This is a genomic window from Vibrio sp. 11-4(1) (assembly GCF_013048625.1).
Lineage (GTDB): Bacteria > Pseudomonadota > Gammaproteobacteria > Enterobacterales > Vibrionaceae > Vibrio > Vibrio diabolicus.
This window is the reverse complement of the sequence record NZ_VHSY01000065.1, coordinates 1-563: the sequence shown is the minus strand read 5'-3', so window position 1 is coordinate 563 and position 563 is coordinate 1. Positions and strand designations below refer to the sequence as shown.

Below are 563 nucleotides of genomic sequence, written 5' to 3'. Positions count from 1 at the left end.
TAACGCCCAATTAAGGGGTGAGCAACGCTACCACCCAAACCTAAGGCATTGTGCCATAAACACTTAATTTGAAGTAGAACCAAAAATGCCAAGCGTTGGGAATCCCTCTTAAATTGTTTGTTATGTGAATTTTTCACACACCCAAAAGAGGCAGATTTTTACGCTGATGATAGGTTAAAGCTAACTCTAGACAGGACTTGATGACCGTTTCTGGTAGCGGTTTAGATAAGGACAGAACTATTGCTCTGTTTCCCTGAAACACCAACTCGTCACCATACAACTCCCGAAATGTATCGACTAGCTTAGTTTGGCAATTAAAGAATAGGTAATAATTATTGGGAGACTTAAGCTTCCAGTCCATTCTTAACGGACTGCCCGTTTTTACACTGTAGCTTGGCTCACCCCATTTTAGAGTTTCATCGACTTCACCCAGTTCCAACTCAGATGCGACTTGAAAGACTAAATTTCGCAGCTCTTCTAACCTAACACGAGCATTTTCCGGATACTCATCGAACCGATCTTTGACTACCTTGTCCATTGGAATCTCCTATTCACATAACGCC

General features: G+C 41.9%; 1 protein-coding gene. It reads right to left on the bottom strand.

Annotation, left to right across the window (positions count from 1 at the left end):
* Positions 1-133 precede the first annotated feature (133 nt).
* The gene (locus tag FKN16_RS24390; protein WP_017039704.1) at positions 134-538 is read right to left on the bottom strand and encodes a DUF1801 domain-containing protein; all 405 of its coding nucleotides are present in this window, start codon (positions 536-538) and stop codon (positions 134-136) included.
* Positions 539-563 lie beyond the last annotated feature (25 nt).